The sequence below is a fragment of the Halobacterium wangiae genome, assembly GCF_021249345.1.
In the GTDB taxonomy this organism is placed as follows: Archaea; Halobacteriota; Halobacteria; order Halobacteriales; family Halobacteriaceae; genus Halobacterium; species Halobacterium wangiae.
On record NZ_CP089588.1, the window covers coordinates 1,389,452 to 1,404,057 of the forward strand.

At 69.6% G+C, this 14,606-nt stretch carries 18 protein-coding genes; 8 read left to right on the forward strand and 10 right to left on the reverse strand.

Going from position 1 to position 14,606, the window contains the following annotated elements:
- Position 1 precedes the first annotated feature (1 nt).
- Positions 2-481 carry a TspO/MBR family protein gene (locus LT965_RS07595; RefSeq protein ID WP_232703418.1) on the forward strand — a complete coding sequence of 160 codons (480 nt, stop codon included), beginning with the start codon at positions 2-4 and terminating at the stop codon, positions 479-481.
- A gap of 9 nt (positions 482-490) precedes the next feature.
- Here LT965_RS07595 and LT965_RS07600 read toward each other — a convergent pair whose 3' ends face one another.
- Positions 491-787: a hypothetical protein gene (locus LT965_RS07600; protein WP_232703419.1), complete on the reverse strand. Its 297-nt coding sequence runs from the start codon at positions 785-787 to the stop codon at positions 491-493.
- Between the two features lie 103 nt (positions 788-890).
- Positions 891-1,862, reverse strand: a complete 972-nt coding sequence (locus tag LT965_RS07605; RefSeq protein ID WP_232703420.1) for a replication factor C small subunit — start codon at positions 1,860-1,862, stop codon at positions 891-893.
- 196 nt (positions 1,863-2,058) lie between these two features.
- On the opposite strand from LT965_RS07605, the gene LT965_RS07610 reads away from it, so the two are divergent.
- From LT965_RS07610 to LT965_RS07620, 3 genes are read left to right on the forward strand one after another with little or no spacing between them, the layout of a single operon-like run.
- Positions 2,059-3,147: a bactofilin family protein gene (locus tag LT965_RS07610; protein WP_232703421.1), complete on the forward strand. Its 1,089-nt coding sequence runs from the start codon at positions 2,059-2,061 to the stop codon at positions 3,145-3,147.
- A 38-nt stretch (positions 3,148-3,185) separates the two neighbouring features.
- Entirely contained in the window at positions 3,186-3,383 is a 198-nt protein-coding gene (gene samp2, locus LT965_RS07615; RefSeq protein WP_232703422.1) for a ubiquitin-like small modifier protein SAMP2, read from the forward strand.
- Positions 3,373-3,756, forward strand: a complete 384-nt coding sequence (locus LT965_RS07620; protein ID WP_432419313.1) for a GNAT family N-acetyltransferase — start codon at positions 3,373-3,375, stop codon at positions 3,754-3,756. Before samp2 ends, LT965_RS07620 begins: the two co-directional genes overlap by 11 nt.
- 3 nt (positions 3,757-3,759) lie before the next feature.
- Here LT965_RS07620 and LT965_RS07625 read toward each other — a convergent pair whose 3' ends face one another.
- The gene (locus tag LT965_RS07625; protein ID WP_232703423.1) at positions 3,760-5,130 is read right to left on the reverse strand and encodes a phosphoglucomutase/phosphomannomutase family protein; all 1,371 of its coding nucleotides are present in this window, start codon (positions 5,128-5,130) and stop codon (positions 3,760-3,762) included.
- A gap of 134 nt (positions 5,131-5,264) precedes the next feature.
- Here LT965_RS07625 and LT965_RS07630 point away from each other — a divergent pair, with 134 nt between their 5' ends.
- Entirely contained in the window at positions 5,265-5,852 is a 588-nt protein-coding gene (locus tag LT965_RS07630; RefSeq protein ID WP_232703424.1) for an NADPH-dependent FMN reductase, read from the forward strand.
- A 32-nt stretch (positions 5,853-5,884) separates the two neighbouring features.
- Here the strand turns inward: LT965_RS07630 and LT965_RS07635 are convergent, their stop codons facing one another.
- Both LT965_RS07635 and LT965_RS16695 read right to left on the reverse strand, forming a co-directional pair.
- Positions 5,885-6,118: a GIY-YIG nuclease family protein gene (locus LT965_RS07635; RefSeq protein ID WP_232703425.1), complete on the reverse strand. Its 234-nt coding sequence runs from the start codon at positions 6,116-6,118 to the stop codon at positions 5,885-5,887.
- 38 nt (positions 6,119-6,156) lie between these two features.
- Entirely contained in the window at positions 6,157-6,306 is a 150-nt protein-coding gene (locus tag LT965_RS16695) for a DUF7563 family protein (protein ID WP_432419314.1), read from the reverse strand.
- Positions 6,307-6,616: 310 nt separating this feature from the next.
- Between LT965_RS16695 and LT965_RS07640 the strand changes: the two genes are divergently transcribed.
- Positions 6,617-6,784: a DUF1931 family protein gene (locus LT965_RS07640; protein ID WP_232703426.1), complete on the forward strand. Its 168-nt coding sequence runs from the start codon at positions 6,617-6,619 to the stop codon at positions 6,782-6,784.
- A gap of 69 nt (positions 6,785-6,853) precedes the next feature.
- Here the strand turns inward: LT965_RS07640 and rpiA are convergent, their stop codons facing one another.
- Positions 6,854-7,528: a ribose-5-phosphate isomerase RpiA gene (rpiA, locus tag LT965_RS07645; RefSeq protein ID WP_232703427.1), complete on the reverse strand. Its 675-nt coding sequence runs from the start codon at positions 7,526-7,528 to the stop codon at positions 6,854-6,856.
- Between the two features lie 136 nt (positions 7,529-7,664).
- Here rpiA and LT965_RS07650 point away from each other — a divergent pair, with 136 nt between their 5' ends.
- Entirely contained in the window at positions 7,665-8,192 is a 528-nt protein-coding gene (locus tag LT965_RS07650; protein WP_232703428.1) for a DUF7504 family protein, read from the forward strand.
- Positions 8,193-8,398: 206 nt separating this feature from the next.
- Here LT965_RS07650 and LT965_RS07655 read toward each other — a convergent pair whose 3' ends face one another.
- Together LT965_RS07655 and LT965_RS07660 are read right to left on the reverse strand one after the other, a co-directional pair.
- On the reverse strand, positions 8,399-9,523 hold the full coding sequence (locus LT965_RS07655; protein WP_232703429.1) for an ORC1-type DNA replication protein: 1,125 nt from the start codon (positions 9,521-9,523) through the stop codon (positions 8,399-8,401).
- Positions 9,524-9,583: 60 nt separating this feature from the next.
- On the reverse strand, positions 9,584-10,357 hold the full coding sequence (locus LT965_RS07660) for a helix-turn-helix transcriptional regulator (protein ID WP_232703430.1): 774 nt from the start codon (positions 10,355-10,357) through the stop codon (positions 9,584-9,586).
- Positions 10,358-10,484: 127 nt separating this feature from the next.
- Between LT965_RS07660 and LT965_RS07665 the strand changes: the two genes are divergently transcribed.
- Positions 10,485-11,330, forward strand: coding sequence for a Rieske 2Fe-2S domain-containing protein (locus tag LT965_RS07665; RefSeq protein WP_232703431.1), 846 nt, complete (start codon positions 10,485-10,487; stop codon positions 11,328-11,330).
- Here LT965_RS07665 and LT965_RS07670 read toward each other — a convergent pair.
- Together LT965_RS07670 and LT965_RS07675 are read right to left on the reverse strand one after the other, a co-directional pair.
- Complete coding sequence (locus tag LT965_RS07670; protein WP_232703432.1) at positions 11,305-12,453, reverse strand: sensor histidine kinase; 1,149 nt, start codon at positions 12,451-12,453, stop codon at positions 11,305-11,307. The genes LT965_RS07665 and LT965_RS07670 overlap by 26 nt on opposite strands.
- Before the next feature lie 48 nt (positions 12,454-12,501).
- Positions 12,502-14,472, reverse strand: a complete 1,971-nt coding sequence (locus tag LT965_RS07675; RefSeq protein ID WP_232703433.1) for an endonuclease MutS2 — start codon at positions 14,470-14,472, stop codon at positions 12,502-12,504.
- Positions 14,473-14,606 lie beyond the last annotated feature (134 nt).

Below are 14,606 nucleotides of genomic sequence, written 5' to 3' on the forward strand. Positions count from 1 at the left end.
TATGGACCTCTCACGCGAGGACCTCCCCGGGCTCGTGGTCGCCGTCGTCGTCTGCGAGGTGGTCGGCGCCTCCCCCGCACTCGTCACCGCGACCGGCTCCGGAACGTGGTACGAGACGCTCACGCAACCCGCTCTCGCCCCGCCGAACTGGGTGTTCGGGCCGGTGTGGACGACGCTGTTCGCGCTGCTCGGGGTCGGCGTCTACCTCGTGTTGCGCGACGGCCGCGGCCGCCAGCGGACGGTGGCGTTCGGCCTCTTCGTCGCGCAGTACGTGCTCAACGTCTCGTGGACGCTCGTCTTCTTCGGCGGGGAGAACATCGCCGGCGGCCTCGCGGTCATCGCCGCGCTCTGGGCGCTCATCGTCGCCACGATCGTGGCGTTCTGGCGGGTGCGGCCCGTCGCGGGCGCGCTGCTCCTGCCGTACCTCGCCTGGGTGTCGTTCGCCGCCTACCTCAACTACGCGTTCTGGACGCTGAACTGAGCGGTCGTCTCACTCGCTGCCGCGGTGTTCGGCGCTGACGCCGATGCCGCCCTCGTTCCACTCGCGGAGCTGGTCGTCGACGGCGCGCAGAATCTCGTTCGTGTTGGAATCCATCCCGTCGGCGACCTGGAAGACGTACGCCGCCAGCAGGCTGACGTGCGGCGAGAAGTCGCTCCGGTCCCGGGGGTCGTTCTGGATGAACATCTCCGGTCCCGTCGGCGCGTGGTACAGCACCGACATCGGCACGTCGTCGAGTTCGGTCACCGCCTCGATGACCTTCTCCTGGTACTCGGTGAGGTCTGCCATCCCCTCACGGTGCGGACGCGAGGGGGAAGAACCCTGCTGTTCGGTCGGCCATGCGTCTCACCGTCTGAATCGTGGACGTCTTAGCTCTGCGCCTGGAGCGCCCCTACTCTCGCGCTCGGAGCGCGACCGAGGCCAAAAGCGCCTCCAGCTGGACGCGCTCGTTGGCGCCCTCCGCGATGCGGTAGTCGGCCTCGCCGAGGCGGTCGAGCAGGCGCACCGCGGCCTCCTCCTCGACGTCGAACGACCAGATCGAGCGGTGGATCTGGTCGATGATGTCGCCGCCCGCCAGCCCGCGGTTCGTCAGCAGGTCGTCGAGCGTCGAGCGCGCGGCCGTGAAGTCGCCGTCCAGTGCCTCGGTCACCATCCCCTCGATCTCCTCGGGGCGGGCGGTCGCGGTGATGGCGTAGACGACCGCCTCGTCGACGACGTCGCCGGTCGCGGAGGCCGCCTGCAGGGCGTTGATCGCGCGGCGCATGTCGCCGTCGGCGGCGTAGACGAGGGCGTCGATGCCGTCCTCGGTGTACTCCAGGTCCTCGCGGGACGCGATGTCCCGGAGGTGGGCGGCGACGGCGTCGTCGTCAATCTGGGAGAACCGGAACACCGCACAGCGGGACTGGATGGGGTCGATGATCTTCGAGGAGTAGTTACAGGAGAGGATGAACCGCGTGTTGGCCGAGAACTGCTCCATCGTGCGGCGGAGCGCGGACTGGGCGTCGTCGGTGAGTGCGTCTGCCTCGTCGAGGAAGATGATGCGGTAGTCGTAGCCGCCGAAGGAGGCCCGCGCGAAGTTCTTGATGCGGTCCCGGACCACGTCGATGCCGCGCTCGTCGCTGGCGTTCAGTTCGAGGAAGTTCTCCTGCCAGTCGTCGCCGTAGATCTCCCTGGCGATGGAGACCGAGGAGGCGGTCTTCCCGGTGCCGGCGGGTCCAGCGAACAGCAGGTGGGGGAGGTCGTCGCGGTCCACGTAGCTCTGGAGGCGCTCCGTGATGTCGGGGTGGCCGACGACGTCCTCGAGTCGCTCCGGCCGGTACTTCTCGACCCAGATTTCCTGCCGTCCGCCGGCGGCGTCTGCCATGTGGACTGCGTGGCACTACCCGGACTTAAACTCCGCGAGACGGACGGCCACGCGGTCGACCAGCAGGAGGCCGCGGTTCGAGCGAGCGGTGACTTCCGGAGCCGCGAGCCACGCGGCCGCGGCCCACACCCGTGCGGGCCGGACGGGCCAACACGTTCCGGACACGCTTATGTGACCTACCGTTGATAGTTTACCCATGAACACGTCCCCTACCGGCCCTCGAAGAGCAGTCGTGCTCGCGCTCCTCGTCGCACTGTCGTTGCCCCTGTTCGCGGGCGTCGCGGCGGCCGACGAGCGCGCGGGCGGCACCGTCGTCGTCGAGGAGGGGGAGACGGTCACCGGCGGCCTGCAGGCGACGGCCGGCACCGTCGTGGTCCGGGGCACCGTCGAGGGGAACCTCGAAGCGTTCGCCGGCACGGTCGAGATCGCCGAGTCCGGCACCGTCACCGGGAACCTGGAGGGGGCGGCCGGCAACGTCCGCATCGCGGGCACCGTCGAGGGTAACGTGGAGGCCGCGGGCGGGAGTTTCGTCGTCGCCCAGTCTGGCACCGTCGGCGGCGACGTACAGGTCGGCGCCGGGTCGTTCTCGCTCGACGGCACCGTCGACGGGACGGTCCAGGTCGGCGCCGGCAGCATCTCGCTCGGCGAGAGCGCGGCCGTCGGCGGCGACTTCCTCTACGACGGCGAACTCACCCGCGCCGAGGGTGCGACCATCGACGGCGAACTCCGCCAGGACTCCAGTCTCGGGTTCAGCACCGTGCCGCGGCTCTCCTGGGCCGCGGGGTGGGTGCTGACGCTGTACGGCATGCTGCTGACGCTGATCGTCGGCGCGCTGCTGTTGCTCGCGTTCCCCGGCACCTCCGCGGCCATCGCCGAGAGCACCATCACGTCGCCGCTGCGCACGCTCGGGGTCGGCTTCCTCGCACTCCTCGCCGGACCGCTGCTGTTCGTCCTGCTGTTGCTGTCGATCGTCGGCATCCCGCTGGCGTTCCTGTGGCTGTTCGTCTTCGGACTGCTGCTGTTGCTGTCGTTCGTCTGGGGCGAGTACGCCGTCGGCGCGGCACTGCTCTCGCTGGTGAACTACGCGAACCGCTGGCTCGCGCTCGTCGTCGGCGTGGTCGTCGTCTTCCTCGTCGGTCGCGTCCCAATCGTCGGCGGTATCGTCGAGTTCCTCGTCCTCCTACTCGGCCTCGGTGGACTCGCACTCACCACCGTCTACTGGGGGCGCCGCCGTCGTCGGCGCGACACGAGTGAACCGATGCGGACGGGCACGGACGAGCGCTAACCACACGGCTGAAGGTCGCCCGTCGGCTACGCCACTGCATGCAGGTGACCGTCGAGGTGGTCGGCGAGGACACCCACGAGTTCGACGTGACCGACGAGACGTACGCCGACCTCCTCGAAGTAGTGGAGCTCAGCCCGCACGAGGTGTCGGTGATGGTCGAGGGGCGCCCGGTCCCCGAGGACCAGCCGGTCGACACCGACCACGTGCGCGTGCTCAGACTCATCCGTGGCGGGTAGCGTCGACGTCCGGCCAGCGTCGACCCGCGACCACCTCGGTGTGATGCGGGTGCTCGACGGCGCGAACCTCGAACTCTCCGCGACCACCGCCGCGGACCGTATCGACGCTGGCACGGTGTTCGTCGCGGACGACGACAACCGCATCGTCGGGGCGCTCGTCGCGATATCCCGAGACGAGGGTGCTCACGTCGAGGCCGTGGCCGTCCGCCGGAAGCGGCGCGCGAGCGGCATCGGCTCCGCGCTCGTCGAGGCGGCGGCCGACCGGTGGACGCCGCTCACTGCGGACTTCGATCCTCCAGTCAAACCGTTCTACGACTCGCTGGGCTTCGACATCGAGCAGAACGGCGACCGCTACCGCGGCGTCCGCGACTGATCCTCAGACGAGTGGTTCGACGAGGTCGACGCCCGCGTCGAGTAGTTCCGCGACGCGTTCGCCGCTGTCGCCCTCGGCGTAGACGCGCATCTTCGGTTCCGTGCCCGACGGGCGGACGAGCAGCCACGTGCCGTCGGCGAGCAGGATCTTGAAGCCGTCCGTGTCGTTGACGCGCTCGACGGCGACGCCCGCCACCGCCTCGGGGAGCCGCGTTTCGAGGTCGGCGAGCACCGCGGCCTTCCGGTCGTCGGGGCAGTCGACGCTGCGCTTGTCCTGGTGGATCTCGCCGTGCTCGGCGGCGATGGCGTCGAGGCGGTCGTCGAGGTCCCGTTCGCTGGCGGCGGCGCTCGCGACCAGCGCCATCAGCACGCCGTCCTTCTCGCGGACGTGGCCGCGCATCGTGTAGCCGCCGGACTCCTCGCCGCCGAACAGCGCGTCGTGTTCGCCCATCGCCGCCGCGACCCACTTGAAGCCGACCGGCGTCTCGACGACGTCGCAGCCGTGGGCTTCGGCGATGCGGTCGACGAGGAACGTCGTGGAGACGGTGCGGATGGCCGTCCCCGTGTCGGACTCGAGGAGGTAGTCGTAGACGAGCGCGAAGTAGCGGTTGCCGTCGAGGACACCGCGCTCGGGCGTGACGACGGCGACGCGGTCAGCGTCCCCGTCGTTGGCGACCCCGAAGTCCGCGTCGTGTTCGTCGACGGCCATCGCGAGCCCCTGGAGGTTCGCCTCGTCGGGTTCCGGCGCCGTCCCGCCGAAGTCGGGGTCGCGCTCGCAGCGCTGGCAGATCACGTCGGCACCGGCGCGTTCGAGCAGGGCGTCGGTGACGCCACGCCCGCTCCCGTGCATCGCGTCGTAGACGACCGTGAGGCCGGAGAGGTCCGCCTCCACGAGGTCCAGGCAGTGCTCGGCGTACGAGGCGACGAAGTCGACGTCCCGTACGTCGCCCGTGTGCTCGTCCGTCTCGGGTTCCCGGAGGTTCGCCTCGATGGCCTCCGTCACCTCGGGGAGCGCGGGTGCGCCGTCCTCGGGGAGGAACTTCACGCCGTTGTACTCCGGCGGGTTGTGCGAGGCGGTGACGACGAGCGCGCCCGCCAGGTCGCGCTCGACGATGGCGTGGGAGACCAGCGGCGTCGGGCAGTCCCGCTCGGGCAGCAGGACGTCGAAGCCGTTCGTCGCCAGCACGTCCGCGATGTCCTCGGCGAACCCGCGGGACGTCTCGCGAGCGTCGTAGCCGACAGCGACCGTCTCACCCGCGTGTCCCGTGTCCTCGAGGTAGTCGGCGGCGGCCTGCGCGACCACGCGGACGCGCTCGCTCGTGAACACGTCCAGCGTGGCGCGCCAGCCGTCCGTTCCGAAGGAGATGGCGTCCATGGTCCAACGTCGCTGCGTCGCGTCAAAACCCCTGTGGTCGACCGGACCTCTCGCGGAATCTACAGAAATCGAGTGCCGGTGATTCCCGACGGCGACCGCCGCGAGTTTAACCGACTATCCCCAACGGTAGGGTAATGACTGGGCCCCCACTCGTCGTCGGCATCTCCGGGAGCCGTCGCGCCGGCAGTTACACCCGACAGGCCATCGAGCACGCACTCGCCGTCGCGGAACGAGCGGGCGCGGAGACCGACCACGTCGACCTCGGCGACGTCGACCTCCCACTGTACCACCCGGACCGTTCCGTCGAGGACTCGGGCGACGCGGCCGACCTGCTCGCCCGCGTCCGCCGGGCCGACGCCGTCATCGTCGGCTCCCCGAACTACCACGGGAGCTACTCCTCGACGTTCCGGAACTTCCACGACTACTGTGGCTTCGACGAGTACGAGGACACCGTCGTCGGCCTGCTCGTGGTCGCCGGCGGCGGCACCATCGCGTCACCGCTGGACCACATGCGGGTGACGATGCGGGGCGTCCACGCGGAGGTGGTCCCCGACCAGGTCGGCATCCTCAACGCCTCCTCGAAGTTCGAGGACGGCGTACTCGTCGACGAGGCCATCGCCGACCGCATCGAGCGCATGGTTGAGGGTGTCCTCGCGGCCACCCGTCGCCGACTGCTCGCGGCCGAACACCCGGTCGAAGTGGAGACCGAGGCCGACGACTAGACGGGAGAACTCGGAGCGGCGTAGAACGACACCTAGAACAGCTGTTCCTTCTCGGGTCGCGAGAGTTGTTTGATCTCGTGTTCGCGGCTCATGGCCGCCGCTCTCGTCTCGTAGGACTCGACGTGCCGGAGTTCGACCGGCGTCCGGCCGCGGGTGTACTTCGCGCCCTCGCCGGCGTCGTGTTCGGTTACGCGGCGGTCCACGTCGGTCGTGTAGCCCGTGTAGTACGTGCCGTCGCTACACTCGAGGACGTAGACGTAGTGCACGACCGAAACGTGACGGCGGGGCGTAACCTGTGTTTCGGTCAGGCCTTGCGCCCCCGGTCGCGGGACACTTCGGCGATTCCGACGTTCGCCGAACAGTTCGGGCAGGCCATGAGCCGACCGTCCTCGTCCGCGAACACGCGGACGAAGTCGTCGGACACGTGGCCGTCACAGTGGTCACAGCGGGGCATGGGGGTGGTTGCCGACGGGTCGTCGGCACTGTGTGAGTACGCCGCACACGATTAAAGGAGTTTTCCCAAATTGGAACATAATTTCTTCCAACCCGAACCTCAGTTCGTGGACGCCGACGCGCCGGCAGACTACCGCCGGAGTGGCTGTCGCGGGCGAGCGGCCCACCCCGTCAGCACCGCCACAGACAGTTCCTTCCAAGGGGGTGTCGCGTTGGTCCTTCTCGATACAGGCGTGAACAGGGGCCAACAGGGGGATGAGGCCGCCGATTATGGGAAGCCTTATAAGGAGGGCAAGAAAAAACCCGATTGTATGGCAGACCTCATCGTCAAGGCCGCTGTGAAGGAAGAACTCAACGACAAGAACGTTGCCTCCGACTTCTACCAGGCACTCGACGAGGAAGTTTCGGAACTCCTCGAAGACGCCGCCGAGCGCGCGGAATCCAACGGTCGAAAGACCGTCCAGCCGCGCGACCTGTAATTCGGTTCCAACCTTCTCGATATTTTTCGCGCCCCGTAGCGACCGCGCCGTCCACGGTACCGACGGTAGCTACGGCTCCGTGACGCGGACGCCGTCCGCAGTACCGACGTAGACGGCGTCCGCCATCCCGACGAAGAGGCCGTGGTCGAGGACGCCAGGGAGCGCCGACAGCGACGCCGCGAGTTCGTCCGGACGCTCGATCCGGCCGAACGCGCAGTCCAGGACGAGATTGCCGTTGTCCGTCACCACCGGCCCGTCCTTCCGTTCGGCGGCTCTGAGGTCGGGGTCGCCACCCAGGTCGCGGACGCGCTCGGCGACCACCGTGTGGGCGTCCGGCAGCACCTCGACGGGGACCGGGTAGTCGAGCGCGTCGGCCTCCTTCGAGGGGTCGGCGACGACGACGAAGCGGTCCGCACTTGCGTCGACGAGTTTCTCCCGGGCGTGGGCCGCACCGCCACCCTTCACGAGGTCGCCGCCTGCCACCTGGTCGGCGCCGTCGATGGCGACGTCCACGGACGCCTCCTCGAGGGTCGTCAGCGGGATCCCCGCCTCGATGGCGCGCTGGCGCGACTGGAAGGAGGTCGGGACGCCCTCGATGTCGACGTCGGCGTCGCCGAGCGCGTGGATCGCGTGCGCCGCCGTGCTCCCCGTCCCGAGGCCGACCACCATCCCCTCGGCCACCTCGTCGGCGGCGGCCTCTCCCGCCCGCCGTTTCGCCGCCTCGCTGCCGCCCGTGTTCTTCATGGCGGACTGTGGCACGCGCCCGACCAAAAACCCACGCGCTCGGCGGGAACCCGGTCGTCGCCGTGCCGACGGAACTGCCGCCGACCGGGTTTATCCAGTGGTTAACTAAGGTGGTGAGGCGTCGCAAGACGAACGAATGACACGCGCAACTCGTCCGGGGGAGGCGAGCGAGCGACCGGACGAGGGTACTCTCGCGTTGCTTCCCACCTCGGGCGTCGAGAACGGCGAGCACGTCTGCGCCGCGCGCCTCGCGGACGCCGACGCCGCCTTCGTCGTCGCCATCCGGCAGTCTCCCGGCGGGTGGCTCGACGGCCGCTCCGAGACTCTGCCGCCCACGCGGTTCGTCGCCACGTACCCGCACCCCGACTGCGTCCGCACCGTCTCCGACCCCGGCGACCTGACCGGCATCGGAATCGCCGTCTCCGAGTTCCTCGACGCGCTCCCGGCCGACGCCACGCCCGGCGTCTGTCTGGACTCGCTCACGACACTCCTGCAGTACACCGGCCCGACGCGCGTCTACCGCTTCCTGCAGGTGTGCGTCGGCCGCGTCCGTGCCGCCGACGGGACGTTCCACTGCCACGTCGACCCGAGCGCGCACGGCGACGACGTGATGACGACGCTCGAGGACGTCTTCGACGTCGTCCTCGAAACCTCTTCGCGCTGACGGCGACGCCACACCCGACCTCCGAGCATCCGCGAGCGAGCGGCTCGAACGAGCCCGAGCGAAGCGGTTCACTCCGCGACCGCAGGGAGCGGAGGCCGACGACTGACTAACGCGGCGCGAAGCGCCGCGGCTGGAAGGAGGAGTGCTTTTTCCGCAAGTTTTTGCCGAGGGGGTCGCGGAGCGACCCCCGCAGCGCAAAAAGTGCGTTAGAGCTGTTCCTTGACCGTCTCGGGGTCGTGGGCGAGGCGGAGCGTCCGCGAGCGCCCGCGGCCCTCCAGTTGCTCGTACTCGGCCTCGATGAGCCCGAGTTTGTCGAGTTTGTTGACGATCTCCGTGTAGCGCGTGTAGCCGAGGTCCGTGCGCTCGCGGAACTCCTCGTACACCTCGCCGGCCTGCTCGCCGTCGAAGTTCGCGACCGTCTCGACGAGCGCGCGCTCCTGGTCGGAGAGCGCGCGGAGGTTCCGCGAGAGGTGGATGTGTTTGGCCTGCTCGTAGACGGCGTCGACGTCCTGCGGTTCGACGGTCTTGCTCGCGCGGGACTCGGCGTGGAGGCCGGCCCGCCGGAGTACGTCGATACCGACCCGGAGGTCGCCGGCCTCGTCGGTGAGTTTGCTCACCTTGTCCAGCACCGTCGTCGGCACCGCGCCCTCGCGGAACCCGACCTCGATGCGGTCCCGGAGGATGTCCGTGATATCTCCGCGGTCGTAGGAGGGAAAGTACGCCTCCTCGGGGCGGAACACGGACTGCACGCGGCTGTCGAGGTTCTCGATGACGTCGAGGTCGAGGTCCGAGGACACCACGATGACGCCGACGCGCGCCCCCGAGTGGGTCTCGTGGGCGCGCAGCAGCGAGTACAGCGTGTCGGAGGCCTCGCCCTCGTAGAAGAGGTAGTTCACGTCGTCGAGCGCGACCACGAGCACCTCGTCCTCCTCGGCGATCCGCTCGGCGACCTGCCCGAACAGCTTCTTGAACGAGATGCCCGAGGACGGCGGCTCGTACTCGAAGATCTCCTCGAAGACGCGGGAGAAGACGGCGTAGCGCGTGGAGTCGACCTGGCAGTTGACCCGCACCGTCCGCACGCCGCGCTGGCCGCCGAGTTCGCCGAACAGCTTCTGTACGGCGGTGGTCTTCCCGGTGCCGGGCGGTCCGCGGACCATCACGTTCAGCGGTCGCGACCCCCGGACGGCAGGGCGGAGCGCGTACTGGAGGGTCTGTAGCTGGGACTCGCGGTGGCGGAACACCTCGGGGACGTAGTCGATCTCGAGGACGTGCTCGTCGCGGAAGACGGTCTCGTCCCAGCCCAGCATCCCCTCTTCGGGGTCGTCGTCCATCACTTTCACCACGCTCTCACAGCTACTTAATGCTTCGCCACGAGGCCGTAAAGAGGGGCGTTACCGGCTGCTGACGGCGGTTTCCTCGGGCGGCACCGTCGCCGACTGCCACCCGAACTCGAAGTAGTCCCGGCCCCACGCCAGCGCTGGGTCCGTCCGTGCCAGCAGGAACGACTGGTCGTCGAAGGTGCCGTCGAGGTGGGGCAACTGGACGAGCAGCGCGTCGTCGGTCACACAGAGCGCACACGGGGCGTCGCCGGCCCGGACGGAGACGCCGTCCTCGGAAGCCGACACGCCGCTGTCCGCCGGTGAGAGGCTCTCGTCGAGTACGACGCGAGTTCGCGCACCGCTCGCCCGCCCGGTCAGCGCGTCCGCGCGCTCGGGGTCGCGGACCGTGAGGAACGCGTCGACCCGCTCGGCCGACGACAGCAGCGACTTCGCGCGCGCTCTCGCTCGCGTCGGGTAGGTGTCGGGGCTCTCGACCACCTCCGCGTCGGCGAGCGCGGGGAGTCGCCGCCGGAACGGCGTCGGGAGGACGCTCGCGTCGTGGGACTCCCAGTAGCCGTCGCCGTCGAGCAACCGGGCGACACGCTCGCGGTCGGCGAGACGGCCCGCCACGACGTCGCCGAGTCCCGTCGTCGCCAGGTCGTCGTCGCCGTGCACCACCAGTCCCGCCTCCGAGAGCGCGTCGACGGCCTTGTACACCGCCGACCGACTCCCCTCGACGGCAGCGAGCAGGTCGTCGGTGGTCGCCCCACCGTCCGCGACGGCGTGGAGGACGGCCCGCCGCACGGCCGAGCGCGCGACGAACTCGTGTATCGTGTCGGAGACCATGTGCGGAGGCTACTCCTGTCCGGTGGGTGTCGTTTTCGACGATTCTCACGAACTGGGTATCGTGGCGCGAGACGGGTGGAGGCCGCCGAATTCAACGCTTTTGGGGATTCGAGTGGGCGTTCGAGGTATGTCCTCCAACGACGACAAGTACCCGGCGAACTCCGGCCGTCGCCGGTTCGTGAAAGGCGTGGTCGGGTCGGCCGGCCTGGCCAGCGCCGGCACCGCCGGGGTCGCCGCCGTGAACTCACTGGTCTCCTCGTCTGGCGTCGGCGGCGGCGCGGTGGCCTACTACGGCATCGAGAACACCAAGGGGCCCGCCCCTCGCGCGATGCCCCAGATCCCCGTCGAGATAGACGACGAGGGCTACCTCAGGGGCCGCTGGACCGGGTTCGAGGAAGTCGAAGCCAGGGACGGGAGCACGAAACTCGTCGTCCAGACCGAGGAGATCGGCGGCATCGAGTACTCGCCGCAGTGGTTCCAGTACTGCGGCATCCAGGGACTCGGCGGGCTCTCCCCGGAGTACGACGGCGACAACTACTTCCGGTACGCGTCCGGCGGCCGCGCCTACGACTGGCAGCCGTCGAGTGGTCGCGTCGCCGTCGAGGACTTCGCGGACTACGAGACGTGGACGAACGGCGTCGGCACCGACGGTCTCGGGAAGGGTGCGTTCGCCACGTGGCGCTCACAGGACGTCGACACGCCGATCCCCGTCCAGATACTCCGGAGTTCGCGCATCGAGCGGGCCGCGGAGGGCGACGACGAGGGGGCGGAGTGGCTCGCCGCGAGCACCGACGAGGGGTTCATGGCGGTGCTGAACAAGTGCACGCACTACTGCTGCACGCCGAAGTTCAAGTCTCCCCAGGGGCCGAAGTTCGACGCCGGCGACGAGTCGTACTGCCCCTGCCATCAGTCCGCCTACGACCCGTTCAGCATCGTGAAGCGCTCGTTCACGGCACTCCCGCGGCCGGAGTAGGGTCGACGGTCGCCGGGATGGTGAAGTAGAACGTCGCTCCCTCACCGGAGTCGGACTCGACCCAGATGTCGCCGCCGTGGCGTTCGACGATGCGCTCGCACATCGCGAGGCCGATGCCGCTCTCACCGGCCTCTCCCGCTCCGTGGCCGTGAACCTGCTCGAAGACGGTGAAGATGCGGTCCTGGTGTTCGGCGGCGATACCGACCCCCTCGTCGGCGACGGCGAACCGCCAGGTGTCACCCGTCCGTTCGCCGCTCACGTGGATCCGCGGCGGTTCGTCGCCGCTGTACCTGAGCGCGTTCGAGAGCAGGTTCTGGAACACCTGTGCGAGCTGGTCCGAGTCCGCGGGCACCGTGGGGAGGTCGTCGACGGTGACTGTCGCGTCTGTCTCCTCGACCCGTAGCTGGAGGTCGGTGAGTACGTCCTCGAGGACCGCGTTGGTGTCCGTCGGCTCGAACGCCCCGCCCTCGGTCGTGACGCGGGAGTACTCGAGGAGGCTCTCGATCATCGTCCGCATGCGGTCGGCGCCGTCCACCGCGTACTCGATGAACTCCTCGGCGTCCTCGTCCAGGTCGTCGCCGTATCGGTTCTCGATCAACTGGAGGTAACTCGACACCATCCGCAGCGGCTCCTGGAGGTCGTGGGACGCCGCGTACGCGAACTGTTCGAGGCGCTCGTTCGACGCCGCCAGCTGTTCGACCGCGTCCTCGAGTTCGCTCGCCCGCGTCCTGGCCTGCGCGTTGTAGATGCCGGTGGCGAGTCCGGCGAGGCTGGCGAGTCCCGTCAGGATGAGGACGACCGACGGCTCGTCGACCTGTTCGCCGGGCTGGAGGCTGTAGAACCCGAGGACGGCGAGCATCACTACGAGCCCGCCGAAACACCAGGCAACGACGGTCGGGTAGAACTCGGGGTTGACCTGGAAGCGGTCCAGTCGGCTCCCGCCGTAGAGGATGACGAAGCCGGGACCGGCGACCAGCAGGAAGACGATGAGTTCGTCCAGTAGCGGGTCGCCGAGGTCCTGAGTGAGCACCCAGCCGACGGCGAGCACGACGTACAGCGCTCCGAGCGCGCCGACGAGTCGTCGTCCGCCGACGGCGGAGACGGAGCGCTCCCAGGCGTTCATTTCCTCCAAGTACGCGAACAGTCCTAATAATGTCGTGGGAGCGGCCGTCTAGAACTTCTCCAGCAGCCGGCCGTAGAAGTCGCTGCCGCCGCCCTCCGCGAGTTTCTCCACGATGAGTTCGGGCGTCGAGCGCGCGAGGTGGTCCTTCACGGGGGAGCGCTCGACGACGAGTTCGCCGTCCTCCAGCCCCCTCGCGCGGATGCCGTCGACGGTCACGTCGAAGCCGCACTGCTCGGCGATCTCGCCCGCGAGGTGGGAGACGAACACGCCAGACGCGCCGGCCTCGTGGAGTTCCTCGAGGATGCCCGCGACGATCTTCGCCGACGCCCCGGGCTCCGTGATCGACTCGAGTTCGTCGACGAGCACGAGTTTCCGCGCGGCGCCCTCCGTGAGCCCCGCGAAGTCCCGGAGCGTCGCCTCGAAGGCGCCCGCGTCCAGCGTCCCCTGGGACTTCGCGTAGTAGTGGAGTTCCTCGACCTCGGGGACGCGGGCGGACTCGGCGGGCACCGGGAGGCCCATGTGCGCGAGCACGACGACGACGGCCACGAGGTCCAGCGTGCTCGTCTTCCCGCCGGAGTTCACGCCCGACAGCAGCGAGACGCCGTCGACGCCGTAGTCCACGGGGTCGACGTCCTCGAAGTCGACGTCGAGGATGGGCGAGCGGCCGCCGTCGACGTCGAACCCGCGCCCGCCGCGCTCGGCGAGCACGCAGTCGAAGTCGTCGGCGAACCGCGCGACGGCCAGTTCCACGTCCAGGTCCAGCGCCCGGTTCACGAGCGCCCCCGTCGGCTCCCGGAGGTCCGCGAGCGTCGCCGCGAGGTCGCGCTTGCGCTCGGCGGCACGCCGGTCCCGGGTCGCGGTGAGGTCCTCGCGGAGCCGCGAGACCGCCTCCTCGTCGTGAGTCACCGGGAACGTCGGGTCGTCGCCGAACGCCCGGCGCGCGACCGCCGCCTCGCCGTCCCGCAGGTCGAGTGCGTCCACGAGGTTGTCGCGGGCGGCGTCGACGGCCGCGGCGTACTCGTCGGCGAGTTCCCGGGAGAGCAGACTGTCGACCCCCGCGCCGCGCTCCACGAGGCTCAGCAGGTCCGCGCCCTCGATGGTCACGTCCTGCTCCTGGATGGCCTCCCGGAGCCGGTCGTTCGCCACGGACTCGGACGTCGAGACGGCGGCGTCGAGGTCGTCGACGGCCGTCGACAGGCGGTCGAGTTCCTCGTCGCCGGCGACGCTCCCGTCGCTCTCCAACTGTTCGAGCGCCGCGTCCAGTTCGTCCAGGTCGACGTCCGTCTCCAGCCCCGCGGCCTGGTGGACCGCGACGGCCGCCCGGATGCGGTCGCGGTTCGTCGCGAAGAAGGAGAGCACGCGCTCCGGCACGACCTCCTCCGGTCGGTCGAGCGCGTCCGGTTCGACGCGCACGTCGCCCTCGACCTCGACGCCGACGAACGCCTCGTCGAGCGCGACCACCGTCGAGTACCCCCGCGCCAGATCCGCCAGGCCGCGGGCGTCCTCGACGACTTCAACGGACAACTCGGGGAACGTCTCCCGCGCCGCGCTGTACGTCTCCGCGTCGGTCGTGGCGAGACACCGGTCCCGGACCGCGAGACTGTCCGGCCGCGACAGCGGTTCGACGCCGTCCAGCGCCTCCAGCACTGCGAGGTCGGGGTCGCGCTCCATCGCCGCCGCGGCGAACTCGTTGACCTCCGCGATACGCGAGTCGACGGCGCTCGGGTAGAACGTCCGCAGCCGCTGGCTCGCGTACTCCGTCACCGCGCGCTCCTGCAGCAGTTCGAGGACGACCTCGTGCACCTCCCGCGCGCGGTCCGTGGCGAGGAAGCCGCCGTCGTCGTCGTGGCGCGCGCGGATGGCGCCCTGGACGATGCGCGCGGCCCGCCCCTCGCTGACGCCCGGCGCGGCCGCGACGGCCGCCACGTCGCCGCGCTCCAGGGCGTCCTCGGGGTCATCGAGCGACCTGAGGGCGTCCGCGGTCTTCGCACCCACGCCCGGAATCGCCTCCAGTTCCATCGCCCGGGCCTACGTGCCCCGCGCCAAAGGTCTTACGAGGGTTCGTGTCAGGTGGTGTGTACTCCGTTGGTGGCGACGACTCCGTTAGAATGCCCTCGCGTCGCTCGGCTCCCGGGCACCGGAAGACTCGCGTC

What these genes read in the sequence shown, in the direction of transcription:
- LT965_RS07595 (WP_232703418.1), top strand. Translation starts at nt 2, where the DNA reads ATGGACCTCTCACGCGAGGACCTCCCCGGGCTCGTGGTCGCCGTCGTC.
- LT965_RS07600 (WP_232703419.1), bottom strand. Translation starts at nt 787, where the DNA reads ATGGCAGACCTCACCGAGTACCAGGAGAAGGTCATCGAGGCGGTGACC.
- LT965_RS07605 (WP_232703420.1), bottom strand. Translation starts at nt 1,862, where the DNA reads ATGGCAGACGCCGCCGGCGGACGGCAGGAAATCTGGGTCGAGAAGTAC.
- LT965_RS07610 (WP_232703421.1), top strand. Translation starts at nt 2,059, where the DNA reads ATGAACACGTCCCCTACCGGCCCTCGAAGAGCAGTCGTGCTCGCGCTC.
- samp2 (WP_232703422.1), top strand. Translation starts at nt 3,186, where the DNA reads ATGCAGGTGACCGTCGAGGTGGTCGGCGAGGACACCCACGAGTTCGAC.
- LT965_RS07625 (WP_232703423.1), bottom strand. Translation starts at nt 5,130, where the DNA reads ATGGACGCCATCTCCTTCGGAACGGACGGCTGGCGCGCCACGCTGGAC.
- LT965_RS07630 (WP_232703424.1), top strand. Translation starts at nt 5,265, where the DNA reads ATGACTGGGCCCCCACTCGTCGTCGGCATCTCCGGGAGCCGTCGCGCC.
- LT965_RS16695 (WP_432419314.1), bottom strand. Translation starts at nt 6,306, where the DNA reads ATGCCCCGCTGTGACCACTGTGACGGCCACGTGTCCGACGACTTCGTC.
- LT965_RS07640 (WP_232703426.1), top strand. Translation starts at nt 6,617, where the DNA reads ATGGCAGACCTCATCGTCAAGGCCGCTGTGAAGGAAGAACTCAACGAC.
- rpiA (WP_232703427.1), bottom strand. Translation starts at nt 7,528, where the DNA reads ATGAAGAACACGGGCGGCAGCGAGGCGGCGAAACGGCGGGCGGGAGAG.
- LT965_RS07650 (WP_232703428.1), top strand. Translation starts at nt 7,665, where the DNA reads ATGACACGCGCAACTCGTCCGGGGGAGGCGAGCGAGCGACCGGACGAG.
- LT965_RS07655 (WP_232703429.1), bottom strand. Translation starts at nt 9,523, where the DNA reads ATGGACGACGACCCCGAAGAGGGGATGCTGGGCTGGGACGAGACCGTC.
- LT965_RS07660 (WP_232703430.1), bottom strand. Translation starts at nt 10,357, where the DNA reads ATGGTCTCCGACACGATACACGAGTTCGTCGCGCGCTCGGCCGTGCGG.
- LT965_RS07665 (WP_232703431.1), top strand. Translation starts at nt 10,485, where the DNA reads ATGTCCTCCAACGACGACAAGTACCCGGCGAACTCCGGCCGTCGCCGG.
- LT965_RS07670 (WP_232703432.1), bottom strand. Translation starts at nt 12,453, where the DNA reads ATGAACGCCTGGGAGCGCTCCGTCTCCGCCGTCGGCGGACGACGACTC.
- LT965_RS07675 (WP_232703433.1), bottom strand. Translation starts at nt 14,472, where the DNA reads ATGGAACTGGAGGCGATTCCGGGCGTGGGTGCGAAGACCGCGGACGCC.